Origin of the sequence: Salininema proteolyticum (genome assembly GCF_042685645.1) — a bacterium.
GTDB classification, from domain to species: Bacteria; Actinomycetota; Actinomycetes; order Mycobacteriales; family Micromonosporaceae; genus Salininema; species Salininema proteolyticum.
Window position 1 is genome coordinate 784,490 of sequence record NZ_JBHUNX010000001.1, and the last position, 26,625, is coordinate 811,114.

Annotated in this window: 30 protein-coding genes, 1 tRNA gene and 1 pseudogene; 20 read left to right on the forward strand and 12 right to left on the reverse strand. The window is 68.4% G+C overall.

Features of this window, described 5'->3' with window-relative positions:
* The first annotated feature begins 355 nt into the window (after nucleotides 1-355).
* From rplM to ACFTE1_RS03765, 11 genes are all read left to right on the forward strand, one after another.
* Nucleotides 356-799 (forward strand): 50S ribosomal protein L13, encoded by a 444-nt coding sequence (gene rplM, locus ACFTE1_RS03715; RefSeq protein ID WP_380617561.1) that lies wholly within the window; start codon nucleotides 356-358, stop codon nucleotides 797-799.
* 22 nt (nucleotides 800-821) lie between these two features.
* Entirely contained in the window at nucleotides 822-1,307 is a 486-nt protein-coding gene (gene rpsI, locus ACFTE1_RS03720; RefSeq protein ID WP_380617421.1) for a 30S ribosomal protein S9, read from the forward strand.
* 236 nt (nucleotides 1,308-1,543) lie between these two features.
* Nucleotides 1,544-2,887 carry a phosphoglucosamine mutase gene (gene glmM / locus ACFTE1_RS03725; RefSeq protein WP_380617420.1) on the forward strand — a complete coding sequence of 448 codons (1,344 nt, stop codon included), beginning with the start codon at nucleotides 1,544-1,546 and terminating at the stop codon, nucleotides 2,885-2,887.
* A gap of 164 nt (nucleotides 2,888-3,051) precedes the next feature.
* Entirely contained in the window at nucleotides 3,052-3,978 is a 927-nt protein-coding gene (locus ACFTE1_RS03730) for a LemA family protein (RefSeq protein ID WP_380617419.1), read from the forward strand.
* Between the two features lie 38 nt (nucleotides 3,979-4,016).
* Nucleotides 4,017-4,829, forward strand: a complete 813-nt coding sequence (locus tag ACFTE1_RS03735) for a hypothetical protein (protein ID WP_380617418.1) — start codon at nucleotides 4,017-4,019, stop codon at nucleotides 4,827-4,829.
* A gap of 219 nt (nucleotides 4,830-5,048) precedes the next feature.
* Nucleotides 5,049-5,123: transfer RNA gene (locus ACFTE1_RS03740), tRNA-Gln, on the forward strand.
* A gap of 373 nt (nucleotides 5,124-5,496) precedes the next feature.
* Nucleotides 5,497-6,936 (forward strand): bifunctional UDP-N-acetylglucosamine diphosphorylase/glucosamine-1-phosphate N-acetyltransferase GlmU, encoded by a 1,440-nt coding sequence (gene glmU, locus ACFTE1_RS03745; protein WP_380617417.1) that lies wholly within the window; start codon nucleotides 5,497-5,499, stop codon nucleotides 6,934-6,936.
* Nucleotides 6,937-7,058: 122 nt separating this feature from the next.
* Nucleotides 7,059-8,042 (forward strand): ribose-phosphate diphosphokinase, encoded by a 984-nt coding sequence (locus ACFTE1_RS03750; RefSeq protein WP_380617416.1) that lies wholly within the window; start codon nucleotides 7,059-7,061, stop codon nucleotides 8,040-8,042.
* Nucleotides 8,043-8,315: 273 nt separating this feature from the next.
* Nucleotides 8,316-8,915 carry a 50S ribosomal protein L25/general stress protein Ctc gene (locus ACFTE1_RS03755; RefSeq protein ID WP_380617415.1) on the forward strand — a complete coding sequence of 200 codons (600 nt, stop codon included), beginning with the start codon at nucleotides 8,316-8,318 and terminating at the stop codon, nucleotides 8,913-8,915.
* 84 nt (nucleotides 8,916-8,999) lie between these two features.
* On the forward strand, nucleotides 9,000-9,578 hold the full coding sequence (gene pth / locus ACFTE1_RS03760) for an aminoacyl-tRNA hydrolase (RefSeq protein WP_380617414.1): 579 nt from the start codon (nucleotides 9,000-9,002) through the stop codon (nucleotides 9,576-9,578).
* Between the two features lie 83 nt (nucleotides 9,579-9,661).
* Nucleotides 9,662-11,149: a sugar transferase gene (locus ACFTE1_RS03765; RefSeq protein ID WP_380762588.1), complete on the forward strand. Its 1,488-nt coding sequence runs from the start codon at nucleotides 9,662-9,664 to the stop codon at nucleotides 11,147-11,149.
* On the opposite strand, the gene ACFTE1_RS03770 is transcribed toward ACFTE1_RS03765, so the two are convergent.
* Together ACFTE1_RS03770 and ACFTE1_RS03775 are read right to left on the reverse strand one after the other, a co-directional pair.
* Nucleotides 11,150-11,449 carry a DUF1876 domain-containing protein gene (locus ACFTE1_RS03770; RefSeq protein ID WP_380617412.1) on the reverse strand — a complete coding sequence of 100 codons (300 nt, stop codon included), beginning with the start codon at nucleotides 11,447-11,449 and terminating at the stop codon, nucleotides 11,150-11,152.
* A gap of 71 nt (nucleotides 11,450-11,520) precedes the next feature.
* On the reverse strand, nucleotides 11,521-13,032 hold the full coding sequence (locus tag ACFTE1_RS03775) for an SLC13 family permease (protein WP_380617411.1): 1,512 nt from the start codon (nucleotides 13,030-13,032) through the stop codon (nucleotides 11,521-11,523).
* A 143-nt stretch (nucleotides 13,033-13,175) separates the two neighbouring features.
* On the opposite strand from ACFTE1_RS03775, the gene ACFTE1_RS03780 reads away from it, so the two are divergent.
* The 5 genes from ACFTE1_RS03780 to cysN all read left to right on the forward strand — a co-directional run bounded on the left by ACFTE1_RS03780 (nucleotide 13,176) and on the right by cysN (nucleotide 17,795).
* Nucleotides 13,176-13,937, forward strand: coding sequence for a TSUP family transporter (locus tag ACFTE1_RS03780; protein ID WP_380617560.1), 762 nt, complete (start codon nucleotides 13,176-13,178; stop codon nucleotides 13,935-13,937).
* A 49-nt stretch (nucleotides 13,938-13,986) separates the two neighbouring features.
* Nucleotides 13,987-14,625, forward strand: coding sequence for a DUF3105 domain-containing protein (locus ACFTE1_RS03785; RefSeq protein ID WP_380617410.1), 639 nt, complete (start codon nucleotides 13,987-13,989; stop codon nucleotides 14,623-14,625).
* 74 nt (nucleotides 14,626-14,699) lie between these two features.
* Entirely contained in the window at nucleotides 14,700-15,482 is a 783-nt protein-coding gene (locus tag ACFTE1_RS03790) for a 3'(2'),5'-bisphosphate nucleotidase CysQ (RefSeq protein WP_380617409.1), read from the forward strand.
* A gap of 89 nt (nucleotides 15,483-15,571) precedes the next feature.
* Entirely contained in the window at nucleotides 15,572-16,486 is a 915-nt protein-coding gene (gene cysD, locus ACFTE1_RS03795) for a sulfate adenylyltransferase subunit CysD (RefSeq protein ID WP_380617408.1), read from the forward strand.
* Nucleotides 16,487-16,496: 10 nt separating this feature from the next.
* Nucleotides 16,497-17,795 (forward strand): sulfate adenylyltransferase subunit CysN, encoded by a 1,299-nt coding sequence (cysN, locus tag ACFTE1_RS03800; RefSeq protein ID WP_380617407.1) that lies wholly within the window; start codon nucleotides 16,497-16,499, stop codon nucleotides 17,793-17,795.
* Nucleotides 17,796-17,866: 71 nt separating this feature from the next.
* Here cysN and ACFTE1_RS03805 read toward each other — a convergent pair whose 3' ends face one another.
* From ACFTE1_RS03805 to ACFTE1_RS03830, 6 genes are all read right to left on the reverse strand, one after another.
* Nucleotides 17,867-18,094, reverse strand: a complete 228-nt coding sequence (locus ACFTE1_RS03805) for a hypothetical protein (protein WP_380617406.1) — start codon at nucleotides 18,092-18,094, stop codon at nucleotides 17,867-17,869.
* A complete protein-coding gene (locus tag ACFTE1_RS03810) occupies nucleotides 18,091-18,975 on the reverse strand; it encodes a hypothetical protein (protein ID WP_380617405.1) in 885 nt (294 codons plus the stop codon). The genes ACFTE1_RS03805 and ACFTE1_RS03810 overlap by 4 nt, the downstream gene beginning before the upstream one ends.
* 92 nt (nucleotides 18,976-19,067) lie before the next feature.
* Entirely contained in the window at nucleotides 19,068-19,325 is a 258-nt protein-coding gene (locus ACFTE1_RS03815; protein ID WP_380617404.1) for a hypothetical protein, read from the reverse strand.
* 189 nt (nucleotides 19,326-19,514) lie between these two features.
* Entirely contained in the window at nucleotides 19,515-19,982 is a 468-nt protein-coding gene (locus ACFTE1_RS03820; RefSeq protein WP_380617403.1) for a hypothetical protein, read from the reverse strand.
* Between the two features lie 60 nt (nucleotides 19,983-20,042).
* The gene (locus ACFTE1_RS03825; RefSeq protein ID WP_380617402.1) at nucleotides 20,043-20,687 is read right to left on the reverse strand and encodes a DUF305 domain-containing protein; all 645 of its coding nucleotides are present in this window, start codon (nucleotides 20,685-20,687) and stop codon (nucleotides 20,043-20,045) included.
* Entirely contained in the window at nucleotides 20,684-21,463 is a 780-nt protein-coding gene (locus tag ACFTE1_RS03830) for a DUF3105 domain-containing protein (protein ID WP_380617401.1), read from the reverse strand. Before ACFTE1_RS03830 ends, ACFTE1_RS03825 begins: the two co-directional genes overlap by 4 nt.
* A gap of 208 nt (nucleotides 21,464-21,671) precedes the next feature.
* Between ACFTE1_RS03830 and ACFTE1_RS03835 the strand changes: the two genes are divergently transcribed.
* Both ACFTE1_RS03835 and ACFTE1_RS03840 read left to right on the forward strand, forming a co-directional pair.
* Complete coding sequence (locus ACFTE1_RS03835; RefSeq protein ID WP_380617400.1) at nucleotides 21,672-22,073, forward strand: hypothetical protein; 402 nt, start codon at nucleotides 21,672-21,674, stop codon at nucleotides 22,071-22,073.
* Nucleotides 22,073-22,564 carry a hypothetical protein gene (locus tag ACFTE1_RS03840; protein ID WP_380617399.1) on the forward strand — a complete coding sequence of 164 codons (492 nt, stop codon included), beginning with the start codon at nucleotides 22,073-22,075 and terminating at the stop codon, nucleotides 22,562-22,564. The genes ACFTE1_RS03835 and ACFTE1_RS03840 overlap by 1 nt, the downstream gene beginning before the upstream one ends.
* 1 nt (nucleotide 22,565) lies before the next feature.
* Here the strand turns inward: ACFTE1_RS03840 and ACFTE1_RS03845 are convergent, their stop codons facing one another.
* Nucleotides 22,566-23,486 carry a GNAT family N-acetyltransferase gene (locus ACFTE1_RS03845; protein WP_380617398.1) on the reverse strand — a complete coding sequence of 307 codons (921 nt, stop codon included), beginning with the start codon at nucleotides 23,484-23,486 and terminating at the stop codon, nucleotides 22,566-22,568.
* 93 nt (nucleotides 23,487-23,579) lie between these two features.
* Between ACFTE1_RS03845 and fdxA the strand changes: the two genes are divergently transcribed.
* Together fdxA and dapC are read left to right on the forward strand one after the other, a co-directional pair.
* Complete coding sequence (fdxA, locus tag ACFTE1_RS03850; RefSeq protein WP_380617397.1) at nucleotides 23,580-23,909, forward strand: ferredoxin; 330 nt, start codon at nucleotides 23,580-23,582, stop codon at nucleotides 23,907-23,909.
* Nucleotides 23,910-23,913: 4 nt separating this feature from the next.
* A complete protein-coding gene (gene dapC, locus ACFTE1_RS03855; protein WP_380617396.1) occupies nucleotides 23,914-25,035 on the forward strand; it encodes a succinyldiaminopimelate transaminase in 1,122 nt (373 codons plus the stop codon).
* Between the two features lie 157 nt (nucleotides 25,036-25,192).
* Here dapC and ACFTE1_RS03860 read toward each other — a convergent pair whose 3' ends face one another.
* The 3 genes and pseudogenes from ACFTE1_RS03860 to ACFTE1_RS03870 form a co-directional block, all read right to left on the reverse strand.
* On the reverse strand, nucleotides 25,193-25,669 hold the full coding sequence (locus ACFTE1_RS03860) for a hypothetical protein (RefSeq protein ID WP_380617567.1): 477 nt from the start codon (nucleotides 25,667-25,669) through the stop codon (nucleotides 25,193-25,195).
* An 83-nt stretch (nucleotides 25,670-25,752) separates the two neighbouring features.
* Nucleotides 25,753-25,977 (reverse strand): annotated as a pseudogene (locus ACFTE1_RS03865) (DivIVA domain-containing protein); the annotation flags it as partial.
* A 7-nt stretch (nucleotides 25,978-25,984) separates the two neighbouring features.
* Nucleotides 25,985-26,623, reverse strand: coding sequence for a hypothetical protein (locus ACFTE1_RS03870; RefSeq protein ID WP_380617395.1), 639 nt, complete (start codon nucleotides 26,621-26,623; stop codon nucleotides 25,985-25,987).
* Nucleotides 26,624-26,625 lie beyond the last annotated feature (2 nt).

The following is a 26,625-nucleotide window of genomic DNA, read 5'->3' on the forward strand; positions in this document are numbered from 1 at the left end:
GGAAACCGCGGGCGGCGCCTCCCCCGGGTCGGGGAGCGGCGCGAACGCGCTAGGAAGCGCGCGATTCAGTGATTGTGGTAACCGGAACCGTTCCCGTCGCGGCTAGGGCGGCCACGACCTGGGCGTCTGTAGGCGATATCACGGCCCCTGCCTGCGACGGCGCTCCCGGCATGGCGTAGACTTGGCAGCTGTTGTGCGAGTGCCGTGCGGAGCCGTGCTTTCAAAGCGCCACGCTCACCGGCACTGTCCCGAGGATCTCGGTCTCAACGGCGGACGCACCCCGCCGGCCGACATCCAGGCGATCTCCCCGTCGGGGAGGTTCGTTCCACACCTACAACGAAAAGAAGGTATGCCTGTGCGTACGTTCAGCCCTAAGCCGGAGGACATCGACCGGCAGTGGCTCGTGATCGACGCTTCCGACGTGGTGTTGGGTCGGCTCGCGACACACGCGGCCCAATTGCTCCGTGGCAAGCACAAGCCCACGTTCGCGCCCAACACCGACATGGGCGACCATGTCATCATCGTGAACGCCGACAAGGTCGTGCTGACCCGCAACAAGCTGCAGACCAAGAAGGCCTACAAGCACTCCGGTTACCCGGGCGGTCTGAAGGAGAAGTCCTTCGCCGAGCTGATGGAGAAGGCCCCGCACAAGGTCGTGGAGAAGGCCGTCATCGGCATGCTGCCGAAGAACCGCCTCGGCCGCGCCATGTTCAAGAAGCTGAAGGTGTACGCGGGCCCCGAGCACCCGCACGCCGCCCAGCAGCCGAAGCCGTACGAGATCAAGAAGGTCGCGCAGTAAGCGCGGGGCCAAGGAGCGATACATGACCGAGCAGATCGAAGCCACCGAGGAAGTCGTGGCCGAGGTTCCCGCCGACGTGGCGGCCGCCCCGACCGTTCCCGCCGTCCCGGCCGTCCCCGCCGACCGCCCGATCCAGACCGTGGGCCGCCGCAAGCGCGCCATCGCCCGCGTCCGCCTGGTTCCCGGCTCCGGCAAGGTGACCGTCAACAAGAAGGACATCGAGGACTACTTCCCGTCCAAGGTCCACCAGCAGGAGATCGTCGAGCCCTTCGGCGTCACCGAGACCTCGTCGCAGTACGACGTCTTCGCCAACATCAAGGGCGGCGGCTCCACCGGCCAGGCCGGTGCGCTGCGCCTGGCGATCGCCCGTGCGCTGACCGAGGTCGACCCGAACCTGCGCGGCGCCCTGAAGAGCGCCGGCTTCCTGACTCGCGACGCCCGCGAGAAGGAGAGCAAGAAGTACGGTCTCAAGAAGGCCCGCAAGGCGCCCCAGTACTCGAAGCGCTAATCGGACTTCGGCGGAGCGTCCCGGTGTTCCCGCACTGGCGCGGCGGGGTCGGCCTTCGGGCGGACCTCGCCACCCGCTCTGCCTGAGAGGGGTTGTCGGCGTATGCCGGCGGCCCCTCTTTTTTCGTATGGTGCCCGCGCCGGGGTCCAGGACTCCGGACGAGGGACAGACTTCACAGGGCCGCCGGCGCCGTGCGCCGCTGGACGGCCGCCTGAACGAAAGAAGGGAACCAGACTGTGGGCCGACTCTTCGGAACGGACGGGGTGCGAGGGCGCGCCAACGTCTCACTCACCCCGGAACTCGCGCTGCGCCTGAGCGAGGCCGCCGCGACGGTGCTGCGCGGCGACGCCGACACCAAGCCGACCGTGGCCGTCGCCGACGACGGCCGGATCTCCGGCGGCATGCTGAAGGGCGCGGTCTCGGCCGGGCTCGCCTCGGCCGGAGCCGACGTCGTCGACCTGGGCGTCATCCCCACGCCCGCGACGGCCTTCCTGGTCGGAGAACTCGAGGCCGACTTCGGCGTCATGATCTCGGCCAGCCACAACCCCATGCCCGACAACGGGATCAAATTCTTCGCCGCGGGAGGGCGCAAACTCCCCGACGCCGTGGAGGACGCCATCGAGTCCGCCATGGACGCCGAACTGGGCCGCCCCGAAGGCGCCGGCCTCGGAGCGGTGCGCACCGACTTGGAGGCGCGCCGCAAGTACGTCGACCACGTCGTCGCGGCCTGCCCGCACCGCCTGGAGGGCCTGACCGTGGTCCTGGACCCGGCGAACGGAGCGGCCTCGGAGGTGGCCCCCGAGGTCCTGCGGGCCTGCGGGGCGACGGTGCACGTCGTCAACGGCTCTCCGGACGGCCTGAACATCAATGAGAACGCCGGCTCCACCCACATCGACGGCCTGCGCCAGGCGGTCAAGGACTTCGGCGCCGACGCGGGCATCGCGCTGGACGGCGACGCCGACCGGTGCCTCGCGGTGAACGCCGCGGGCGACATCGTGGACGGCGACGCGATCATGGCCGTCCTCGCGCTGGCCATGCGGGAGCGCGGGGAGCTCGTCGACGACACCCTCGTCGTCACCGTCATGAGCAACCTGGGCCTGCACCAGGCCATGCAGCGGGAGGGCGTTCGCCTGGAGACCACGAAGGTCGGCGACCGCTATGTGCTGGAACGCCTCAACGAGGCGGGTCTCTCCCTGGGCGGCGAGCAGTCCGGGCACGTGGTGATCCCCTCCCACGCGACGACGGGGGACGGAACCCTGACGGCCGTGATGCTCCTGGGCCGCATGGCGGCCACCGGACGCTCCCTTGAGGACCTCGCGTCGGTCTTCCGTTCCGCGCCGCAGGTGTTGGTGAACGTCCCGGTCAAGGACAAGGGCGTCATGGACGCCGAGGCGGTGAAGACGCGTCTCGGCGAGTGGACCGACCACCTGGGCGACGCCGGGCGGATCCTGCTGCGCCCCTCGGGAACCGAGCCGCTCATCCGCGTGATGGTGGAGGCCGCCACGACCGAGAAGGCCGAAGAGGTCGCCGCCGACCTCGTGGCGTCGCTTGAGGAGGCCGTCCGCGTGCAGGGGTCTTAGAGACCGAGAACACTGGACCGCAAGGGGTCCGCTCCCGCGTTCCGGGAGCGGGCCCCTTCCTCATGACGGAAAGTCATGCGACACATCCATAAGGTGAGGTCACTGGTAACGACGAGGGAGTTCCGGCCCGAGCGGCGTTGCGGGCATGGGTTAGTCTCTTCCTTATGACTGCTTTGTTCATCTCCCTGGGCGCACTGGCGCTCATCGTCGTCATACTGTTGATGGTCACCATGAGCAGTCGTAACAAGCTGGTCCGCCTGCGAAACATCACGAAAGAGTCCTGGGCTCAGATCGATGTGGAGCTCCAGCGCCGTTACGACCTGCTCGACAACCTGATGTACGTCGTGCAGCAGGCCGCCGGAGCCGAGCACGCCGCTCTGGTCCAGGTGGCCCAGGCTCGTGCCGCCGCGCAGCAGACCCGCCAGAACCCGAACGCCGGCCACGGCGCGCAGGGACAGGCCGAGGGGCAGCTGACCCAGGCCGTCCGCGGCGTCATCCAGATCCAGGAACAGTACCCGGAACTGAAGGCCAACCAGAACTTCCTCCAGGCGCAGGCCGAGATCGTCGACACGGAGAACCGCATCGCCGCTCCGCGCCGCTTCTACAACGCCAACGTCCGCGAGTACAACACCGCCATCGAGGTCTTCCCCGGCTCGATGGCCGCGAAGATGGGCGGCTTCGTCGCCGAAGAGTACTTCGAGCTCGACACGCCGGAGGCCCGCCAGGCCCCCAAGCTGCGCCAGGGCGGAGACCCGGCCTACATGCAGCAGGCCGCTCCCCAGCAGCAGCAGCCGCCGATGGGTCAGCCCGGCTACGGCCAGCCCCAGCAGCAGATGCCGCCGCAGGGCTACGGACAGCCGCAGGGCCAGGTTCCCGGACAGGTGCCGCCCGGGCAGATTCCCGGACAGCCCCAGCAGCAGCCGGGTTACGGACAGCCGCCCCAGCAGCCGATGGGCCAGCCCGGCTACGGCCAGCCCCAGCCTCAGCAGCAGCTTCCCCCGCAGCAGCAACAGCAGCCCGGATACGGCCAGCCTCCGCAGCAGCCCGGCTACGGACAGCCGCCCGCCCCGCCCAGCAACTACGGCCAGTAGAGAACTAGAAAGTATCCCCGGAAAAGGACAGTACGACAATGTTGCATGAGTTGGCGACTCTCGCCCATGCAGCCGTCAGCCTCCCGGAGCTCGTGCCCTATCCCGCGGAGACGGCCCTCAAGGGCCTCCTGCGGTCCGGCTCGCTCTTGGCCCGCGTGCGCGGCGGAGGCGACAGCTACGACAGCGACGACGATGACGACGGCATGAGCTTCATCATCTTCGTCATCATGATCCTCCTCGCCGGAGGGCTCTTCTGGCTCTTCTGGTGGCTGCGGCAGAAGAAGATCCGCGAGTACCGCGCCTGGGCCGCCCAGTACGGGTACCACTACGAGCCCTCCGACAACTCGGTGGTCAACTTCTCGACCGGCGACCCCTTCCAGGAGGGGCGCGGGCGCACCGGACAGGACGTCTTCCGCGGACAGTACCGCGGCATGCACGTCATCTTCTTCCAGTACAACTACACCACCGGCAGCGGGAAGAACTCCGAGACCCACTACAACCAGGTCGTGGCGATCGGACTGCCGGCGCCCCGGCCCCGGCTCGACATCGGGCACGAGGGCTGGTTCTCCCGGAAGTTCCAGAAGGACATCGACTTCGAGAACCAGGCCTTCAACGACCGCTACCGGATCATGTCGGAGAACAGGCGCTTCGCCTTCGACATCATCCACGCCAGGACGATGGAGTGGATGATGGCCGACCAGCGTGCGCTGTCGAACCAGTGGCGGTTCGAGGGCCCCTGGCTGATGACCTGGCGCGCCGGTGAACTGAACCTGCAGGAAGTGTTCCCCTACCTCGACTTCCTCATAGACGTCTACGCGCAGGTTCCCCGGTTCGTCTGGGCGAACCACTGAACGAGCGGGAGAGGCCGGCGGAAGACCGCCGGCCTCGTCTGTGCCGGAAGGGCAATGGTGAAGCCGCTGGGGATCGGCTCCCGGAGAGCTCGAACCCGAACGCGCGGCGGCCGAATGGGACCGCGGGGCGACCCGGGAAGGCCCCCGCTGACGCGGGGGCGCCGACAGTAGTATGATGGGTGCGCGCGAAGCGCGTTCCCTCAGCGTTTTCGCAGATGATGGCCCATGGTGTAATCGGCAACACTGCAGATTTTGGTTCTGTCGTTCCAGGTTCGAGTCCTGGTGGGCCAGCCACACACAACTCTTAGTGTCAGGGTCGGCGACACTGCAGATTTTGACGGTGTTTCCGCTGCCTTCGGCCGGTGTCGTTCCAGGTTCGAGTCCTGGTGAGCCAGCCACACACAACTCTTAGTGTCAGGGTCGGCGACACTGCAGATTTTGACGGTGTTTCCGCTGCCTTCGGCCGGTGTCGTTCCGAATCCTGGCCCCAACAAACCGGCGGCCTTCAATCCCTGATGCCACGGTTGGAAAGATTGCAGATTCCGACCGGACTCCCGCCGAACGTCCCCGGAGAACTCCCGGTGAACGGCGAATGTCGTGCGGAACCGCGTAATAAAAGGCGGCAGCGGGGCGAGGCGGGTCTCGGGATGAGGCTAATATGGCCCTGATGAGTAAAGAGCGCCACTCCATTATCCTGGCCGCCGGGCTGGGCACTCGAATGAAGTCTTCCAAGCCCAAGGTCCTCCACGAGATCCTCGGACGGACCCTGCTGGGCCATGTTCTGACCTCCGTCGGCTCGATCCGGCCCGACCGCCGCATCGTCGTGGTGGGAGCCGCCGCCGACCAGGTCACCTCCTACCTGGAGGAGAGCTTCCCCAGCGCCGAGACGGCCTTCCAGGCCGAGCAGAACGGCACGGGCCACGCGGTCCGCGTCGCGATGGACGCCGTGGCGGACCTGCAGGGCACCGTCGTGGTCACCGTCGGCGACGCCCCGCTGATCCGGCCCGAGACCTTCCAGGCGATCCTGGAGACGCACGAGGCGACCGGCAACGCCGCGACCGTCCTCACCGCGGTGGTGCCCGACCCGACCGGGTTCGGCCGCATCGTGCGCGGAGAGAACGGCGAGGTGCTGCGCAACGTCGAGCACCGCGACGCGAGCGAAGCAGAGCGCTCCATCCGCGAGATCAACTCGGGCATGTACGCCTTCGACGCCGACGCGCTGAGGGAGGCGCTGAGCCGCCTCAAGTCCGACAACGACCAGGGCGAGGAGTACCTCACCGACGTCCTGCAGATCCTCCGGGAGGCGGAGCGGCCGATCGGCGCGCACGTGGTCGATGACCCGACCGAGGTCCTGGGCTGCAACAACCGCGCGCAACTGGCCGAGCTGAGCGCCATCATGCGCGACCGCATCAACGAGGGCCTGATGCTCGACGGCGTCACCATCGAGGACCCGGCGACGACGTGGATCGACGCGACCGTCTCCGTGGGCCGCGACGTCACCGTCCACCCCGGCTGCCAGCTCAAGGGCGCCACGGCGGTCGACTCGGGGGCTGAGATCGGCCCGGACTCGACACTCGTGGACACCATCGTCGACGCCGACGCCAAGGTCATCCGCACCCACGCCGACCAGGCCAGGATCGGCGTGGAGGCGACCGTGGGCCCGTTCGCCCACCTGCGGCCGGGATCGACGGTGGGCGGCTCCGGCAAGGCCGGCGCCTTCGTGGAGATGAAGGGCGCGACCCTGGGCGAGGGCTCGAAGGCCGCGCACCTCTCCTACCTGGGCGACGTCACCGTGGGCACCAACGCGAACATCGGCTGCGGCGTGATCGTGGCCAACTACGACGGCGTGAAGAAGTACCACAGCGAGATCGGAGACGGGGTCTTCATCGGCTGCGACTCGACCCTCGTGTCACCCGTGAACGTGAAATCCGGCACTTATGTCGCGGCGGGCTCGGTCGTCACCGAGGACGTCGAACCCGGCGACCTCGCGGTGGCCAGGGCCCGGCAGAGGAACATCGAGGGCTGGGTGGAGCGCAAACGCCCCGGAACGGTCACGGCCAAGGCGGCCGACGAGGCTCTGCGGGACGAGCACGAGCCCGGAGAGTAGCCACACAATAGTGGCCCCCGCCCGGCCGAGATGGGATGCTGGACGGGGGACACTTAATCCCGTCTTCACCCGCCCGCCACCTGCGGGCACCAGTCGCTGCGCAACACAGGGGTCAAAACCACATGGCTAGTATGTCAGCCGTCAACTCCAAAAACCTGATGCTGTTCTCGGGCCGCGGATACCCGGAACTGGCCGAGGAGATCGGAAAGTTCCTCGGGGTGGCGCCGACGCCCACCTCCTCCTACACATTCGCGAACGGAGAGCTCTTCGTCCGTTTCGAGGAATCGGTGCGCGGCTGCGACGCGTTCGTAGTCCAGTCCATGGCCACGCAGATCAACGAGTGGGTCATGGAAACGCTCATCATGCTCGACGCGCTGAAGCGGGGATCGGCGAAGCGGATCACCGTGGTCGTGCCGTTCTACCCCTACTCGCGCCAGGACAAGAAGCACCGCGGCCGCGAGCCCATCTCGGCCCGCCTCATGGCGGACCTGCTCAAGGCCGCCGGCGCCGACCGCATCCTGACGGTCGACCTGCACACCGCCCAGATCCAGGGCTTCTTCGACGGCCCGGTGGACCACCTCTTCGCCATGGGGACCCTCGCCAAGCACGTCGAGGAGAAGTACGGCGACCGCGACCTGGCGATCGTCTCGCCCGACTCGGGCCGTGTGCGCCTGGTCGAGCGCTGGTCCGACCGCCTGGGCGGCTGCCCGATCGCGTTCATCCACAAGACCCGCGACCCGCTGCGTCCCAACGAGGTCGTCGCGAACAAGGTCGTCGGCGAGGTCGAGGGCCGCACCTGTGTGCTGGTCGACGACATGATCGACACCGGCGGCACGATCACCTCGGCCGCCGAGATGCTCATGGAGGCGGGCGCCTCCGACGTCGTCATCGCGACCACCCACCCCATCCTGTCCGACCCGGCCGCGAAGCGACTGGCCGACTCCCCGGCTAGCGAGGTCATCGTGACCAACACGCTGCCGCTGCCCGAGCAGGCGAAGGAGCTGGAGAAGATCACGACCCTGTCGATCGCGCCCCTGGTGGCGAAGGCGATCTGGGAGGTCTTCAACGACGGTTCGGTGACCACGCTGTTCGGCGGACTGTCTTAAGAACGGCGAGAGGGCGCCCGCGGACACCGTCCGCGGGCGCCCTCTCGCGTCCATAGACGCGTTTATGCGGGTGATTTGTCTACATCACAGGGCCGACGGTAGAAACCGTTCCGGCTGGCGGATGTAGTACGCTGGATTAGTTGCCATCGGCGAGGGCACCGCGAGGCGGTGCCGTAATCGACGCAATGGGCGTTAGGTTCTCAGGGTTCCCTGTGTCAGACGTCGTTTGTCGAGCGCCTTTTAACTTTCACACCTTACCCGAGGGAGCTTTCCATGTCTGAAGTCAAGATCGCCGGCGAGGTCCGCACCGATTTCGGTAAGGGCGCCGCCCGCCGTACCCGTCGCGCCGGCAAGGTCCCGGCCGTGATCTACGGCCACGGCTCGGAGCCGCGCCACATTTCCCTGCCGACGCTGGAGTTCGCCGCCGTGCTGCGCAATGGCGGCCTCAACCAGCTCATCCAGGTAGAGATCGAGGGCGGGGGCCAGGAGCTGGTCATGCCCAAGGACATCCAGACCGACCCGCTCAAGGACGACATCGTCCACGCCGACCTGCTCATCGTGAGCCGCTCGGAGAAGATCCAGACGGACGTTCCGCTGACCTTCACCGGCGAGCAGGAGAAGGGCGGCATCGTGGTCTACGAGGCCGACTCCGTCACCGTCGAGGCCCCGGCCTCCACCGTTCCCGAGTCCCTCGAGGTCTCGGTCGAGGGCGTCGCCGTCGGCGGCCACGTCTCCGTCGGGGACATCGTGCTGCCCAAGGGCGTCGAGCTGGTGACCGATGCCGAGCAGGTTCTCGCCTCCGTCTCCGCCCCGCGCGCCGCCGTCGAGGCGACCGAGGGCGAAGAGGGCGAGTCCGAGGAGTCCGCCGAGTAGCGGATCCGCGGGATCAGACCGTGCGGCGGTGCGGGACGCCAGGCGTCCCGCACCGCCTTTCTTTTGACCGTTAGGATGAGGGGCATGTCCGACACTCCCTTTCTCATTGCCGGGCTGGGCAATCCCGGCCGGAAGTACGCCGGCAACAGGCACAATGTGGGCTTCATGGTCGCCGACGCCCTGGCGGGGCGCTACGGGGGGAGGTTCGGCCGGGCCAAGGGCGTCCGCGCCGAGGCCGCCGAGGCCCGCCTGCGCCCGGGAGGTCCGAAGCTGATCCTGGTCAAGCCGCTGACGTTCATGAACCTGTCGGGAGACGCCGTGGCCCCCCTGGCCAAGTACTTCTCGGTGCCGGCGGAGAACGTGGTGGCGGTGCACGACGAGCTGGACATCGACTACGGCCGCCTGAAGCTCAAGCGCGGCGGGGGCGAGGGCGGGCACAACGGCCTGAAGTCCCTGACCAGGTCGCTGGGCACCAAGGAGTACGCGCGCGTCAGGTTCGGGATCGGCCGCCCTCCGGGCCGCATGGAGGTCGTGGACTACGTCCTGAAGGACTTCGGCGCCGCGGAGAAGAAGGAGCTGGACCTCAACGTGGAGCTGGCCGCCGACGCCGTGGAGGCGATCGTGGAGAAGGGCCTCGTCGAGGCCCAGAACAGCTTCAATTAGCGTTTTGTCCCAATTTGATCACTCAGGGTGACTTTTTTGCGGCCCGGCCGTTACTTCGCCGCTTGCCCGTCGTTAAAGCAGGTGTGAGCACCAGCGATATCCCTATGAAGACCAGGGGCCGCGTCTACTCGGTCAACACCTTCGCCTCGGCCGCTCCGCGCCAGGCTCGCCCCACCAGGTGGCACCGCCACTACCTGTGGGCGATCCTCGCCACCGACGTGCTCGCCGCCGCGCTGGGAGCGGCGGCCGGATTCCTGGCGAGGTTCGGCTCCGTCAGCGACCACAGCCGCGTCTACGCGTGGTCCCTGGCCGCGCTGCCGCTGCTGTGGGTGGCGATCCTGGGCATGTCCCGCGCCTACGAGATGCGCTACCTGTTCATGGGCACCGAGGAGTACCAGCGGGTCGTCCGCGCCTTCCTGGCCTCGGTCGCGTCGGTCGCCGGCGTCTCCTACGCGCTGGAGCTTCCCACATCGCGGATCTTCGTGCTCGTGTCGCTGCCGGTGATGGCCGTGAGCACGATCCTGCTGCGGTTCGCCTGCCGCAAGCGCCTGTACCGCCTGCGGGCGGAGGGCCGCTGCCTGAAACGCGTCCTCGTCGTCGGCCACGAGCTGCCCTGCGCGGAGCTGGTCGCGCAGCTGTCGCGCGAGCGCTACCACGGCTTCAAGGTCGTCGCGGCCTGCATTCCCGGCGGCAAGCGGTCCGGCGCGCTCATGGAGTTCCACACCAGGGTGCGCGGCGGCTTCGACCGGATCGCCGAGGCCGTCGAGGCGGAGCGCGCCGACGTCGTGCTGGTGCTGGCCTCGCCCGAGTTCGACGGGACCCGCCTGAGGCGACTCTCGTGGGACCTGGAGCGCTGCGACACGGAACTGGTCGTCACCTCGGCGATGGTCGACATCGGGGGCGAGCGCACCTCCATCCGGCCCGTCGACGGACTGCCAATGCTCCACCTGGACCACGTCCGCCTGACCGGCGTGCGCCGGTGGCTCAAAGACTTCACCGACCGGATCGGCGCGGCCCTCCTGCTGGTCATGCTGTTCCCGCTCATCGCCACGACCGTGGTGATGATCAGGCTAACCTCGCCGGGGCCGGCCTTCTACTCGCAGGAGCGCATCGGCAAGGACGGCAGGCCCTTCACGATCTGGAAGTTCCGCACCATGTACACCGACGCGGCGCGGCGACTGGCGATGCTCCAGCAGTGGAACGAGGGCGGCGATGTCCTGTTCAAGATGAAGGACGACCCGCGTGTCACCAAGGTGGGCAAGTACTTGCGGCGCTTCTCGATCGACGAGCTGCCGCAGCTGTTCAACGTGCTGCGGGGCGACATGAGCCTGGTGGGCCCGAGACCCCCGCTGCCGACCGAGGTCGCGGCCTACGCGCCGGACGTGCGGCGCCGCCTGGTGGTCAAGCCGGGGATGACGGGGCTGTGGCAGGTGTCGGGCCGCTCCGACCTCTCTTGGGACGAGGCGGTCCGACTTGACCTGCGCTATGTGGAGAACTGGACGCTGTCGCTCGACTTCGTGATCATGCTGCGCACCGTGACCGCCGTGCTGCGGTCGCGGGGGGCCTACTGATCACGGCTCCAGGTACACGCTGCGGTTTAAACCCTCTTCGGGGTCCCCGCGGCGGACGTTGAACTCGACGTCCTTGGACGCCTCGCTCATGAGCGCGTGGCCGAGGTCCGACAGCGCGCGGGCGCAGGCGAGCTCTTCGCCTATCTCCGGCATGGGCCGGTCGTCCGGATTTCTCCGGGCGCGCCCCCGGCGCTTGAGCACCGTCGCCTCGCCCTGGTGCAGAGTCGCCGTCGCGACGGTGCTGTCCTGGTTCTCCTCGATGTCGACATCGACATCCCAGTGGATGGCTGCGGTCGTCATCTCCCCTTCACCTCCCCTCCCCGTGTGCCCTCATTATCGCAGGATGAACGGGGAGGAGAGGCCGGGAAGCCCTACATGAGGGCCCAGGAGAAGACGGTGAAGACCGACAGGGTGACCAGCAGGACGGCCACGGCGTTGAGCAGCGCCCCGCCGCGGACCATGTCGGCCACGCGGATGCGGCCGGAGCCGAACACGATGGCGTTCGGCGGCGTCGCCACCGGCAGCATGAACGCGAAGTTGGCGGCCAGGCCCGCGGGGATGAGCAGTATGAGCACGTTCATGTCGAAGCCGGCGGCCAGCCCGGCGGCCAGCGGCAGGAACGTCACGGTCGTGGCGGTGTTGGAGCAGATCTCGGTGATCAGGAGGATGATCACGGCGATCGCGAGCACGGCCACCCAGACGGGGACGCCGCCGAGGAACTCGAGGCGCCCGCCGATCCAGGCGCTCAGCCCGGTGTCGGTGATCTGTGTGGACAGCGAGAGCCCTCCGCCGAACAGCAGCAGCAGTCCCCACGGCAGCTCCCTGGTGTCGTCCCAGACCAGGATGCGGTTGCCCGCCCTGTCGGCGGGGAGCAGGAACAGCAGGATCGCGGCGGCCATGACGACGCCGGAGTCGTTGATCGCGGTGATCCAGGGGGCGGCCTCCATGACCGTGTCGCTGAGGGTCAGGAATCCCAGGCTGATCCAGGTCAGCGACGTGCCGGCGAAGACGGCGGTGATCATCCAGTCGGCCCGGCGCATGGGCCCGAGCTCGGCCAGCTGTTGGCGGAAGTACTCGCGTCCGCCGGCGACCTCCTTGACGGCGGGCCGGAAGGCCACCCGCGTGAGCAGGAGCCAGGCGATGACGCCGAAGACGACGGCGACGGGCAGTCCGGCGGCCATCCACTGCGCGAAACCGATGGTGACGCCGTGGTTCTCCTCCATGTAGGCCTTGATGAACGCGTTGGGCACGTTGCCGATGACGGTGGCGACCGAACCGATCGAGGAGGCGTAGGCGATGCCGAGGAGGAGGGCGACGGAGAAGTTCCGGTCCTCCTTGCCGTCGACGGTCACCAGGCTGAGGACGGCCAGTCCGACCGGGAACATCATGACGGCCGTCGCCGTGTTGTTCACGAACATCGACAGCAGTCCGGTGGCGAGCATGAACCCGCCGATGATTGCCGTGGACTTTGATCCGACCCGGGAGAGCACCGAGAGGGCGAAGCGCCGGTGCAGGTCCCATTTCTGCATGGCCAGCGCGATGATGAACCCGCCGAGGTAGAGGAAGACGATCGGGTTGGCGAAGGGGGCCGCGGCGGCCTTGAAGCCGACGTAGCCCCCGTCGGCGGGGAGGAAGGGGAAGAGGACGAGGGGCAGCAGCGCGGTGACGGCGAGCGGCAGCGCCTCGCTCATCCACCAGACGGCCATGAGGATCGCCGTGGCGGCCACGAACTTGGCGGGGGTGTTGAGGTCCTCGGGCAGCAGGAAGAAGACCAGGGCGGCGGCCGCGATCCCCGCGAGGAGGGGGATCAGCTTGCTCTTCTTCGCCGCCGGGGCCGGGGGAGCGGACGCCGGGGCGTCCGGGGTCTCGGTCGTCGTTGACACGGGTTCCTCCTCGGGAGCGGATAGGAATCGGGATGAAAAACGCCCAGTATTTTTAGCACGCACGTGCAGGGAGTCACTAGCCGGGCGGTAAGGCGAGGAACGATCGCAGGTGGTGGGTAGGGTCATGGCCCGTGGATGTCGATATGGTGCTCGCCCTTCTCGTTCTGGCCGCCGTGGCCGCCGGCTGGATCGACGCGGTGGTGGGAGGCGGAGGCCTCCTCCAACTGCCCGCGCTCATGGTCGCGTATCCCGCCGCCCCCGTGGCGACCCTGCTGGGCACCAACAAGGTCGGCTCCGTGGCCGGAACGGTCACCGCCGCCGTCACCTACTCCCGCAAGGTCCAGCTCGACCACCGGATCCTCTGGCCGACGGCCGGGACCGCCCTCGTCGGCTCGGGCCTCGGCGCGGCACTGGCCGGCGCCGTATCGTCCGACGTCCTACGGCCCCTGATCATCGGAGTCCTCGCAGTGGTCGCCGTCTTCGTCCTCACCAAGCCGAGCTTCGGCCTCGAGTCGCGGCCGGTCAGGCTCACCACCGCCCGCGCGGGCGGGCTCGTCGCCAGCGCGGGACTCGCCGTCGCCTTTTACGACGGCATCCTCGGGCCCGGAACCGGCATCTTCCTGGCCCTCTGCTTCACCGGGTACCTCGGCCTCGACTACGTCACCGCCGCCGCCCACGTCAAGGTCGTCAACGCGGCCACCAACCTCGGGGCGCTGGCGGTGTTCGCCTACTTCGGCCACATCTGGTGGACCCTCGGGCTCGCCCTCATGGCCGGCAACGCCCTCGGCGGGTTCCTGGGCGCCCGCACGGCCATGAAGCGGGGGACCGGATTCGTCCGCGTCATGCTCCTGGTGATTGTGACCGTCCTCATGGCGAAACTCACCTACGACGTCGCCGTCTCCTGAACGGCGCGCCTATAGCCTGACGGTTCCGCACGACACGAAAGGAACCGCCATGTCCGAACCCGGTCGCCGCCGCGCCTTCCTCCTGGCGCCCATGCTGGCCGCCGCCGCAGCCTCCTCGCCCGAGTCGCTGGGCCTCCTCGACAAGCTCCGCGGCGAGCCCGACCCGCTCGAGACCGCCGACATCACCGTCTACTACGGCCAGTGGGAGGACATCGAGGGCGTCAAGGCCGGCGCCGAGCAGAACATGCTCGCCGACTTCGAGCACCCCTGGATCGGGGACTTCCGCCATGTCGACGACATCGGCGAGCGGACCGAGAACCCCCCGGCCGGGGGAGCGCACTACGACAAGTGGCAGACGTGCATGGGCACCGTCTACGACGAGCCGATCGAGAACGGCCACGCCATCCACTCCCTGGAGCACGGCGCCGTGTGGGTCACCTACAACCCCGACCAGCTGACCGACGCCCAGGTCAAAGCGCTCGCGAGCGACATGGAGGGCCGCCACCACGCCATGCTCAGCCCCTATCCGGGGCAGACCAGCGCCGTCATCGCCACGGTCTGGGGTATGCAGCTTTTCACAGACGACCCGGGCGACCCCGCCATCAGTGCGTTCACGGACACATACGCCGAGCATGAGCTCACGACACCCGAACCCGGGGCTACCTGCGACGATGGTATTACATCGTGAACTGACCCGTCCACCATCCGGGAACGGTGGCCGCCGAGTGGGAGAATACGCCGATGACACGTAATATGGCCCGCATGACCTCCGCCTCAACCAGCCCGTCGGCGGCAGACACCGCTTTCGCCACCTCGACCGCGCACAAGGCCGGCCAACGCCTGCTCGACCTGCGCGACGAGATGGGTTTCGAGGACCCGCGCGCCCTCAAGGACGCCGGAGACCGCCTGGCCGACGAGCTCATCCTCGGGCTCATCCGCGAGGAGTACCCCGCCGACGCCATCCTCTCCGAGGAGGCCGTGGGAGAAGAGGGCCGCGACGGGACCGCGCGCCTCGAAGCCGACCGCGTCTGGATCATCGACCCGCTCGACGGCACCCGCGAGTTCTCCGAGGAGGGCCGCGACGACTGGGCCGTCCACGTCGCGCTCTGGGAGAAGGGCAAGGGTCTCACCGCCGGGGCGATCGCCCTGCCGGCGCAGAACCTCGTCCTCTCGACCGGGAACGTCGAGACGCTGGTCCCCTCCGGGGACCGCCCCGCCGAGCCGCGGATAGCCGTCTCCCGCACCCGGCCCCCGGCCGAGGCCGAGCGGGCCGCGGCGAAGCTCGGGGCCGAACTGGTGCCCATGGGCTCGGCCGGCGCGAAGATCGCCGCCGTCGTCACCGGCCGGGTGGACGCCTACGTCCACGCCGGAGGCCAGTGGGAGTGGGACTCCGCCGCCCCGGTGGCGGTGGCCCTGGCGGCCGGCTGGTTCGCCTCGCGCGTCGACGGGACCCCGCTGCGCTACAACAGGGAGGACCCCGGTCTTCCCGACCTGGTGGTCTGTCGACCCGACATGTCCGCCGACCTCTTGGCCGCCGTGAAGTAGACGCCACGGCGCGACAGGGGGAATGTTCCCCACCGCCGAGGCGTCATACCCGTTGCCCGGCAAGGACCTACGACTCTCTTGATGAAGGAGTGAAAGAAACGGTGAGCGACTACCGAGTCAGTCATCTGGACGCCCTGGAGGCCGAGGCGGTCTACATCATCCGCGAGGTGGTCGCCGGCTGTCAGCGCCCCGCGCTCCTCTTCTCCGGCGGCAAGGACTCCATCGTCATGCTGCACCTGGCGCGGAAGGCCTTCGCGCCGGCGCCCATCCCGTTCCCGGTCATGCACGTCGACACCGGCCACAACTTCGCCGAGGTCATCGACTACCGGGACGAGCGGGTCGCCGCGACCGGCGTGCAGCTGATCGTCGCCTCCGTGCAGGAGGCCATCGACCGCGGCATGGTCGTCGAGCCGCCGAACGGGATGCGCAACCGGATCCAGACGCCCGTGCTGCTGGACGCGGCCGAGAAGAACAACTTCGACGCGCTCTTCGGCGGAGCCCGCCGCGACGAGGAGAAGGCCCGCGCCAAGGAGCGCATCTTCTCATTCCGCGACGACTTCGGCCAGTGGGACCCCAAGAACCAGCGCCCGGAGCTGTGGAACCTCTACAACGGGCGGGTCCACCCCGGGGAGCAGATCCGCGTCTTCCCGCTGTCGAACTGGACCGAGCTGGACATCTGGAATTACATCGCGGCGCAGGAGATCCCTCTGCCGCCCATCTACTTCGCCCACGACCGCGAAGTCGTCGAACGCGACGGCATGCTCTACGCCGTCAACGAGTTCATCCGTCTCCGCGAGGGCGAGGAGAGCGAGGTCCGCCGGGTCCGCTACCGCACCGTCGGCGACGCCTCGTGCACCGCCGCCGTGCCCTCCGACGCCGACGACGTCGAGAAGATCATCGAGGAGGTCGCCGCCACGCGCGTCACCGAGCGCGGCGCGACCCGCGGCGACGACAAGACCTCCGAGGCCGCCATGGAAGACCGCAAGCGCGAAGGCTACTTCTAAGGAGACGAGCATGACCGACACCATCGAGACACCCGTCGAGCGCGACTCCGCCGAGATGCTGCGCTTCGCGACCGCCGGAAGCGTCGACGACGGCAAGTCGACCCTCATCGGCCGGCTGCTGTTCGACACCAAGAGCCTCTTCTCCGACCAGTGGGAGTCCGTCGAGCGCGTCTCCCAGCAGCGCGGCGACGAGTACACCGACCTGGCCCTGCTGACCGACGGACTGCGCTCCGAGCGCGAGCAGGGCATCACGATCGACGTGGCCTACCGCTACTTCGCCAGTCCGAAGCGGAAGTTCGTCATCGCCGACACGCCCGGGCACATCCAGTACACGCGCAACATGGTCACCGGCGCCTCCACCGCCGACCTGGCGCTGATCCTGGTCGACGCCCGCAAGGGGCTGGTCGAGCAGTCGCGCCGCCACGCGTTCCTCTGCTCGCTGCTGCGGGTCCCGCACATGGTCCTGTGCGTCAACAAGATGGACCTCGTCGACTACGACCAGGAGGTCTTCGAGCGGATCGAGGCCGAGTTCAAGGCCTTCGCCACCAAGCTGGAGATCCCCGACCTGACGGTCGTCCCGATCTCGGCTCTGGAGGGCGACAACGTCGTCTCCCGGTCGGACAAGATGCCGTGGTACGAGGGCACGAGCCTGCTGCACCACCTGGAGACGGTCCACATCGCCTCCGACCGGAACCTGACGGACGTGCGCTTCCCGGTGCAGTACGTCATCCGGCCGCACTCGAACTCGAACCACGACTACCGCGGCTACGCCGGCCAGGTCGCCTCGGGCGTCATGAAGCCCGGCGACGACGTCATCGCGCTGCCCTCGGGGTTCACCTCGAAGATCGAGTCGATCGAGACCGCGGACGGGCCGCTCGAGGAGGCCTACCCGCCCATGTCGGTGACCGTGCGGCTGACCGACGAGATCGACATCTCGCGCGGGGACATGCTGGCGCGGCCCAACAACCAGCCCAACTCCTCGCAGGACGTCGAGGCGATGGTCTGCTGGATGGACGAGACCAGGCCGCTGGCGGTGCGGGGCAAGTACGCCATCAAGCACACGACCTCTGAGGTGCGGGCGATCGTGAAGGACGTGCAGTACCAGCTGGACGTCAACACGCTGCACCGCAATGAGGAGGCGGCGAGCCTGGGGCTCAACGAGATCGGCCGCGTGACGCTGCGGACGACCAAGCCCCTGCTGGCCGACGAGTACCGGCGCAACCGCTCCACGGGCGGTTTCATCATCATCGACGAGGCCGACAACCGGACCGTCGGCGCCGGCATCATCGTCGGCTGCGACAAGCGCTGAGAAGACGCGGAAGAAGGGGCCGGGGCGCGCTGCCGATGCAGCGATGCCCCGGCCCCTTTCGCGTCTATCCGCTATTCGGTTTCGGCGAAAACGTCGTCGGTCGATGAGGCCTTGAAGGCATTGTCGAACCATAGGTCGAGGACGGTGAGGTCCTCACAGGCCTCGACGGCGCGGCGTTGTGTTTCGGTGAGGGAGATTCCGCGGATTTCCAGGGCGCGGAGTATCTTGCCCCGGGCACCGCTAATCTGGCCCTCTTGTCGGAGGCTGTCGCTCCATTCACTGTGGTACTGGATCCTCAAGGCGTCCCGGTTTCGTTAGTGTGTTCGGCGAAGAGTTCGTCGGCCGACGCTGCCGTTAGCGCGTTTTTGAGCCATTGCCTGAGGGCAGAGATGTCGTCACAGGCTTCGATCGCGCGCTGCTGTGCTTCGGTGAGTGATACCCGACGTAGCTCGAGGATTTGGAGGATGCTACCCCGGGCTTCGCTTACCTGGCCCTCTTGGCGGAGGCTGTCGCTCCATTCACTGTGGTACGGCGCTGTCATAGTCTTCATTATCGCCTCCAGTAGGTCGCATGATGGCTGGGTCAGGAAAGAGAGCAGAGCCTGCGCATAGTCGCGACTGCGGACAGGCTCGATTTTACGGAGCAGGGAGTCGATTGTCGAGATGTGCACCTGGTCGAGGTCCCGTTTGCGGTGCGCCAGAGCGGCGAAGACCGCCGTCTCGGGGCGCGCGCAGGGATCCTCCGGGTCGGTGAACAGCGGTATGTCCGCCGGTCCGATACCGTGGATGGGCATGTAGAACTCGGGATTGATCGAGACGCCGCCCCGGTACCGCATGGCGAGGGCGTCGTTGGGGCAGACCACGACCAACTCGATCGCGCACTTGTGGTTCTCGAACGCGTTGGCCACGTAGGCCGGCAGACGGTAGTACTTGTCCTCGTCCCACCGGTTCTGGATCTCGAGGATCGTCACCAGTTCGGCGCCGTTCTCGAAGGTGTACTTCAGGACGTTGTCGGCCCGCCGTTCGGCGGTGTTGCGGTGGTTGACGGACTCCGTCACCGCCTCCGCCTTGACGCAGGTGCCTTTGTACCGGTCCGCGACCGACGCTCGCAGCAGATCGAAACCGAGACTCGGGCAGTCGTGGACGACGCCGACGAGAGTCTCGTGGAAGTCTCCGGGCATTCTTCCTCCTAGTCGGGGATTGACAATAGGAAGAACGAGACGGTCCGCTGGCCGTTATGCGATTGTCGGAAGGCGGACAGAATCGGCGCCCGTCAGATCGTGGTCATGTACTCCCGCACGGCATCGTTGGCCGCCGCCAGAGCGGCTTGCGCCTCTTCGGCGCGATCGAGAGCCTGGCGGTAGAGCCCCACGGCTTCTTCGGGGCGGTTGACGGAGGAGTCCGCCGTGGCGGAGGTGACGGCCTGGGCCGCGTTCTCCGCCTTGTCCTTGACCTCATGGGTGAGGGACGTGGCGTTCTCGCCCTCTTCGATGGCCTGCTGCAGTTGCGCTTTGGTGTCGGCGATGCTCACGGCGACAGTCTAGGGCCGAAGTCCCTCGTCGCGGGGGAGGCGCGCTGGAAGCCGGGTCCGTTCTAGAGACTGAGTGGACGGTGGCGGCAGGCCCGTCGACGCGGCGATCGGAGATGATCAATTCGTCCGCGGCCTACGGTGAAGCAACGGGGGTAACGGGAGTGCAGCGGCGGTTCTGCCCGTCCGCCGTCAGGGATTGATCCATTCGGCCACGGACTGCAGCGAGGCGACGGCGGCCGAGAGACAGAGGGCCACGATGGCGGCGGCCGCGACCATGCGCAGCGGCATGTGCGTCCAGTCCGGCGCCATGCGCGACCGGGAGGCGGCCTTGTGCGGGACGCCGGTGGCACTGTGCGCCAGCCCGGTACCACCGCGCGGCGAAGCGGCGTTGGACGGCCGGGCGGACGTCTCGGGACTTTCCGGGACCCTCGGCGAGGAGTCCACCGACACCAGGTTCCGTTCCCCGGTCTCGGTGACCCCGTCTCCGACGCGGGGGATCTGCGCCGTGTCGTCCGGGGCGGGCGTCGAGAGGCCCTGCGGCCGGGAAGGGTCGGCGTGAGGTTCGGACGGCGCACGGAACTCCATGCCGAGGCCGCCCTGCACGGTCGGGTGCGCGACCGTCGGCTCGTCGGGGCCCTGCCCGCCGGGAACCGCCATCAGTCCTCCTCGTGGATGCGAATCGGGGCGGAGAGGACCCCCTCTCCGCCCCGGAAAGGCTCAGGCGCCGCCGGCCTCGATGGCGTCGACGTGAACCTTCATGTCCTTGACCTCTTGCTTCTGGACGGCCACCATGCGCCGGGCCATGTCCACCACGACGTCCTCCTCGGCCAGGTCGACGGCCATCTGCGCCATGTGGATGCCGCCCTCGTGGTGGGCGGTCATCAGCTCGGCGAAGCGGAGGTCGGCCTCGGCGCCGGTCAGGGTCTTGAACTCGGCCATCTGCTCGGGGGTGGCCATGCCGCCCATGAGGCCGTTCTCGCCCATGTCCATGTCCATGTCGGTCCACTCCATGGGGTCGGAGTGGGTGACGTCGAGGTCCCACTGGTTGAGAAGCGAGCGCATGGCGCCGATCTCGCCCTGCTGGGCGGTGAGGATGTCGTAGGCGATGGCGCGCATGTTCTCGTTCTCGCCGTACTGGTACTCGTATATCGACATCTCCACGGCCTGGGCGTGGTGGGTGCTCATGTCGCGCAGGAAGCCCGCCTCGGCCGAGTCCTCGCCGGGCGTGGAGGCGGTGTTCCACAGGAACATCGCCCCGGCGCCGATGGCGGCCGAGAGCACGGCGGCGATGACGATCAGCGGAATGGAGGCCCGAGTGCGGACCTCGGGGGCCGCGGCGGCCCCGGTGTCCTCGTCGCTCACTGGCCGTCCTCCTTCTCCGCCTCGTCTTCCTTGGAGGCCTCGTCCTCGGCGGCCTGTCCGCCCTCGTCCTCTTCGGCGGGCGGCTCGGGCTGCGGGTCCTCGACGGTCGTCTCGACGCCGCCGGAGCAGGTGGCGTTGAGCTCCATGGTGTTGTCCTTGGCCTGTGAGAAGCGGTCGATGAACTGCTCGATGCGCTCGTCGTCGGCGGAGTCGACGGGCATGCGCAGGCCCCAGGCCTGCACCGAGATCGGGGAGTCCATGCCCGGGTACTGGCTCATGAAGGAGTAGTCGCGGCCCTGGACGTAGGAGGCGAGCTTGTTGACCTGGTCCTGGTCGAGCTGCTCGGGGTCGTAGGCGATCCAGGCGGCGCCGTGCTCGAGGGCGTGGACGGCGTTGCGGTTGTCCACCGCGCCGTCGTAGACGCGGCCCTGGCAGTTCTGCCAGGCGCCGTAGTGGTCTCCGCCGACGGGGGGCTCGGTGCCGTAGTCGACGTAGGCGCCCTCCTCGATGTGCGTGCGCTCGGCGACCTGCTGGTGCTCCAGGTCCTCGGGCTCGACGTCGCCGTCTTCGAGGGCGAGGCGCAGCTCGGTGGAGTACTCGTAGTCTTCGAGGAAGCTCTCGATGCCTTCCGGCGGCTGCTTCGAGTCGTTGACCGCCCAGAGCGTGCCGCCCACGATTCCCAGGGCCACGACGCCGATCACCGAGAAGGTGATGATGAGACCCCACGGCTTGGGCTGTTCGACCTGGACTTTCTTGTTTCGGGACTTGGCGGACATAACCGGGTAGGCACCTCAATCTTCCAGCGTACGGGGTGAAACGCGAAAGCATATCGCGGATTAAAAGCCTACAGGGTCGCGATCGGTAACAGAACCTCGCACCGTCCGTCTCAGCGAAATCTGAGATTCCCAGGTAGCGGCGTCGCGATGCCTCTCGAACGGGCCCCGGGAGGGTCCCGGCGAGACCTGCCCCGGTACGATCGAGCTCGTGTCCGCCAGTAGAATCCCGGCTCGGGAGCGAGCCGTGCGCATCGGAGGAGTGGTCGTGGCCGTCGCCGCGGCGGCGCTCCTGGCCCTAGTGGAGATCTTCCTAGTCCCGCTCAGGGCGGGGGCTACGCAGATCCCCGCTGCCGCCGTGCTCGCCTTCGCGGGCAACTGGCTCCTGGCCGAACTGATCGTGTGGTGGACGCGCAACCCCTGGTCCCTGGTGCTGACGACCGGACTGTGGTTCACGCTCTCGGTGGGGGCGACCATGCCGACGGCGGCCGGGAGCGTGCTCGTGCTCGCCACGCTCAACGGCTACCTCTTCCTGCTGGCGGGGACCGCCGGAGCGGTCGTCGCCATCTTCAAGCACCTCAGGCCCGCCAAGCTTCTAAAGGAGAAAAGATAGTGTCCGACAACGACACCAGGCCCGCCTGGCTGCCCCGCCACTGGGTCTCCATCCTGCTGCTGTTCCTCGGTCTGGCGGCGGCGAACTACGCGGCGCGCTGGTTCCAGAACAGCGACCTCCCCGACTGGGCGACCTCGGAGTCCGGCATCACGGCGCTACTAGTGGTCACGGCGATCCTGGTGCTCGTCCCCGTCCTCGCCGGAGCGCACTGGGCCTACCACTACCCGCAGCGGGAGATCGTCCCCGACGTGCTGCCGACCATCCTGGCCGCCTGCCTCTGGTCGGTGCTGGTCAACCCGGTCATCACCCCGGGCGGTTCCTTCCTGGACCTCAACGCGATCCTCTCCAGCTTCGTGGTCACCTTCGCGACCTGGTCGGTCGGCGCCTACGTCGGCTACCTGGTCATGGTCGCCTCCGGCTTCGACCGCCACGGCCGCGAGCTGCGGAAGACCGAGAAGACCTTCGCCCGCAAGGCGGGGCTGGCAAAATAGCTCAGACCCTGGTCCGGTACCAGTAGGAGTACTTCTTTTCGAGGCCGCGGGCCGCGTACAGCGCGATCGCGGCCTCGTTCTCGTGGAAGACCTGGAGGGCGGTGCGCGACGCCCCCTGCGAAGCGCCCCAGTCCTCCAGGGCGTCGATGATCCGCGTGGCGAGCCCGCGGCGGCGGTGTCGCGGGTCGACCTCGACCCGCGACAGCATGAGGGCGTCCCGGTGGACGACGCCGCGGCCCCACGCGACGATCTCGCCGCCCTCGCGGAGCTCGGCGAAGCCGGCCGTCTCGGAGCCGGTGAGGATGGCGCGCAGGGTCTCCCTGTGCCGCTCGTCGACGCTCTCGAAATAGCGCTCGCACGGGGAGTCGGCGATGACGACGGAGGAGCCCGCGGCGCGGGCGCGGATCGGCCCGGCCATGACGACGGACTCGCTGCGCCGCTCCCAGCCGCGCGCGGCCAGTTCGTCGTCCAGCCGCTTGGCGGGAGGCCCGCTGATGGTGATGATGGGGGGAAGCCCGCGCTCGCCGTACCACTTCTCCGTGTAGGCGAGGGCCTCGTCCAGGGCGACGTCCGGTTCGCTCAACGCGAGGACGGAGTTCGCGCGGTAGGTGCATCCGTCCGCGGCGCGCAGGAGCCACCCTGAGAAGCGCTCATTGTCCCTCGCGATCCAGTTCTCGGCAAGGGCCTTCTCAAGGTCTAGGATCTCGCTGAACCGGGTCGGCCGGGGCGGTATCACGCGGGACGCCGCGATCTCACGGAGCGGGATGGTCTCCGAGGTCCCGGACTCAAAAGAAATGACAATGTCATTGCTGGTCACGGCCTTGAGGATGCCCTTGCGGTCGGTGAATTTCGCCCGTCCTCCGGCGGTGGCGGCGCGAACGCGCACCACGACCCTCTCCCCGACGTGTTCCGGTCCCAACATTAGGCTTACCTTTCCTTATCCGCGCTCTTATGGCGACTAAGCTTGAATATGAGCGCGACTGTCCCGGTGCGCGCAACCCAGAAAGGACGACTCGTGACCTATATCATCGCTGAGCCGTGTGTGGACCTGCTCGACAAGGCGTGCATCGAGGAATGCCCCGTGGACTGCATCTACGAGGGTAACCGCATGCTCTACATCCACCCTGACGAGTGCGTGGACTGCGGTGCCTGCGAACCGGTGTGCCCCGTCGAGGCGATCTTCTACGAGGACGACGTTCCGGAGGAATGGGCCGGCTACACCAAGGCGAACTACGACTTCTTCGAGGAGTTGGGCTCTCCCGGCGGCGCCTCCAACGTGGGCAAGATCGACAACGACCACGAGTTCGTGAAGAACCAGCCCAAGGACATCAACAAGAAGGACTAGCCGAGTGCCCTACCGCCGTCTGAGGACCGCCAGCCCGGCCCGTCGACTGCCCGCGTTCCCGTGGGACCGCGTCGCGCCGCACAAACGGCGTGCCGCCGAGCATCCCGGGGGACTGGTGGACCTCTCGGTGGGGGCACCGGTCGACCCGGTGGCGGAGCCGATCCGGAAGGCCCTGGCCGACGGGGCCGCGATCCCCGGCTATCCGGCGACGACCGGCAGCCCGGAACTGCGGGAGGCCGCCGCCTCCTGGCTCTCCCGGCACACCGGCGCCGCCGGGGACTCCTTCGCCGTCCTGCCGACGGTCGGCTCCAAGGAGCTGGTCGCGAACCTGCCGTGGCAGCTGGGCATCGTGCGCGGCGAGTCCGTCGCCTACCCGTCGATCGCCTACCCCACCTACGAGATCGGGGCACTGCTGGCCGGGGCGGACCCGGTACCGGTGCCCGATCCGCGGGAGGCGGCCGGGTCGCGGCTGCGCATGGCCTGGATCAACTTCCCGACCAACCCGACCGGCGAGACGGCCTCCGTCGACCGCCTCCGGGCGATCGTCGACTGGGCGCGCCAGTCCGGGGTGGTGCTGGTGAGCGACGAGTGCTACCTGACGCTCGGCTGGGACGAGGAGCACCCGCCGGTGTCGGTCCTCGACCCGCGAGTCAACGGGGGGTCGACCGAGGGGCTCTTGGCGGCCCACTCGCTGTCCAAGCGCTCCAACCTGGCCGGCTACCGGTCGGCCTTCCTCGCCGGGGACCCCGACCTGGTCGGGGACCTGCTGGAGATCCGCCGCCACGGCGGCCTCATCATGCCCTGGCCGGTCCAGTACGCCACGATCGCGGCGCTGAACGACGAGGCGCACGCCGACGAGCAGAAGGAGCGCTACCGCCGCCGACGCGAGGTCCTCGCCGCCGCGTTCACGGAGGCGGGCTTCCGGATCGACCACTCGCACGCCGGCCTGTACCTGTGGACGACCCGCGGGGAGGACTGCTGGGACACGGTGCGGTGGCTCGCGGAGCGCGGCATCCTGGCGGCCCCGGGCGAGTTCTACGGCGAAGGCGGGCGCGAACACGTGCGCATCGCCCTGACGACGACCGACGCGCAGGCGGCGGCCGTCCCGGAGCGGCTCGCCGAATAAGAGCCGGCACACGGTCTTGACGAGAAGGGCTCCGAGGCTGCGCCTCGGGGCCCTTCTCTCGTCTTCGGCGGGACCCCCGCGAAGGGTCCCGAGTCCCGTTCGGGGGAACACCGGAGCAGCGCGGCGGCCGGGCCGCTGTTCCCGCTCGGGGAGCTCCCTACTCCTCCTCGGGGTCGCCCTCGTGCGGGACGCCCTGCAGGTAGGCCTGGCCCTCCAGCTCATTGCCGTAGGGGGCGATGAACAGCGGCAGGTTCTCCGGACCCAGCAGGCGCACGTACGACCAGAACAGTCGCGCGGCCTCGGCCTCGGAGCGCGCCTCGATGGGCAGCGACAGGTTCACGATGTAGTCCTCGACGGGACCGTGTCCCTCCACCCCGGCCTCGACGGCCTTCCACCAGGCCTCGTCGACCTCGTGCAGGCCCGGCTCGCACGGGGCCTCGACGGCGACGGGGGAGTCGATCCGCTCGTCCACGACGACCTCCCCGCCCGCGCCCTTGCCCAGCGCGTACACTCCCTCGGGGCCTGCCAGGGCGACCTCCGCCCCGTCGGGGACGCCGTCCCACGGCACGGCGGAGACCTCGAACGAGACGTGCTCCTTGAACATGTCTTCGTCGACCCTAAGGACATACGGCATAAATCGACCTCTGTTTCTCCTGCTGCGGCCTCGCCCTCTCGCTCGGCCAGCTTCTCGTCCCTCCGGTGGATCTCCCACGCGAGGCGGCGGACCAGGGCGTCCACCTGGGCCATGTCGTAGCCGCGCGCCCGCGTGTCGAAACGCAGCGCGGCCAGGGACTCCTCGGTGACCGGCTGGTCGGGCTCGAGCCCGACCGGGACGGCCTCCGACCGCGACCGGAGAGGAGAGCCCTCGGTGGCCCACAGGACGATGAACCAGGCGACGCCCGCGGCCAGAACGACCGAGACGGCGGTCAACAACCACGACATAGCGCCCCTACCCGCCGTAGACAATATAGAACATCGAACCGATCGTGATCAGGGCCATCGCGACTCCTAGACGTGGGTTACGCTTCTCGGCCCCCTTGGTCCGGCGGCCGCCCCGATGGTACCCGGCCAGCCGCGGCCGGTTCACGTTGCTCATGACGGCCCACCCGACCATGGCCGCCGCCACCGGCGGCAGCATGATGATCCACAGGACGCCGTCGTAGTCCCTCCCGCCCGTCTGCGCCAGAGCGACGTTCTGGAACAGGAAGGACCCGAGCATGGCCAGGCCGTAGACCACGCCTTCTCGGATCACATGGGGCGCTTTGGGAAGGAAGGACGGCAGCTCGCCCTGCCGCAGCGCCGCCATCCGCTCGTCGCCGGCCTCGCGCACGGCCACCTTCCCGTCGCGCAGCAGCGTCTTGGTGTCGCCCTCGACCGCCTCGATATCGGTCCCCCGCGGCACCTCGGTGCGCAGCTTCGAGCAGGCGTCGGCCAGCTGGTCGCGCTCGCGGTCGATGGCGCGGCGCAGCTCCCTCAGGGACGACTTCTGCGCCCCCAGGTCGTCCTGGAGGCGGCGCAGCTCCTCGTCCTGGGACTGCTCCCACTGGCGGAGCTCGTGCACCGCGTCGGTGTAGTCGGTGTAGGACATCC